The 1,145-nt window shown below is 40.4% G+C and carries 1 protein-coding gene; it reads left to right on the forward strand.

Annotation, left to right across the window (positions count from 1 at the left end; all coding sequences use genetic code 11):
* Positions 1–22 precede the first annotated feature (22 nt).
* Positions 23–859: an alpha/beta fold hydrolase gene (locus AC1DRF_RS28945; RefSeq protein WP_477742430.1), complete on the forward strand. Its 837-nt coding sequence runs from the start codon at positions 23–25 to the stop codon at positions 857–859.
* Positions 860–1,145 lie beyond the last annotated feature (286 nt).

The raw sequence follows: 1,145 nt of genomic DNA on the forward strand, positions 1-1,145 counted from the left end.
ACTATATACTGGAGGTAGCGAAATGGCAAAAATTAATGTAGGAAAAGAAAATGAAGCACCTATTGAACTATACTACGAGGATCACGGGACAGGAAAGCCGGTTGTCTTAATTCACGGCTGGCCGCTAAGCGGACGGTCTTGGGAATATCAAGTTCCGGCTCTTGTTGAGGCTGGATACAGAGTTATAACGTATGACCGCCGAGGGTTCGGAAAGTCTTCTCAGCCATGGGACGGCTACGATTATGAAACATTTGCTGCTGATTTACATCAGCTGCTAGAACATTTGGATTTAACAAATGTGACACTAGTCGGGTTTTCAATGGGCGGCGGAGAAGTAGCTCGTTACGTAGGAACTTACGGAACAGATAGAGTAGAAAAAGCTGTATTTGCAGGAGCTGTACCACCATTTCTTTATAAGTCAGAAGATCATCCTGAAGGAGCATTAGATGATGCAGGAATCCAAGAATTTGAAAACGGCGTAAAAAATGATCGCTTAGCTTTCCTTGATGATTTTACAAAAACATTTTTTGGGGTTGAAGACGGAAATGACTTAGTCAGCGAACCATTTCGACTTTACAACCGCGATATTGCAGCCGCCGCATCGCCTAAAGGGACACTAGACTGTATAGCTGCTTTCAGCAAAACGGATTTCAGAGCCGATCTAGCCAAGTTTACAATACCTACTCTTATTATTCACGGTGATGCAGACGAAATTGTTCCATTCGAATATAGCGGAAAGCGAACGCATGAAGCCATTTCTGGTTCCAAGTTAGCTTTAATAAAAGGCGGTCCACACGGCTTAAATGCCACGCATGCACACGAATTTAACGAAGCGCTGCTGTCATTTTTAAGAGACTAAATATAAATGATTATTTTGTAAGTGAAAATCTGACGTATGAATAGGAAAAGCGAAAAGAAGTTGCCGGAGGGCGCTTCTTTTCTATCAGTTCATGCAATTAACAAAGGCATTTTGATCGCTCCAAGGATTCCTTAGGGTGACGCATCTGATTCTTAAGCGTAAGATTACACATAAAATCCTTAAATAGCTATAATAACTTTTACTTTATTTTTTCTGCTTACCATAATAACTAAAATGATTGATGAAAACAAAAAGCAAACCTTTAATTAAAGGCTGCTCTTTGTTT

The organism is Priestia sp. P5_B4, from assembly GCF_056400385.1.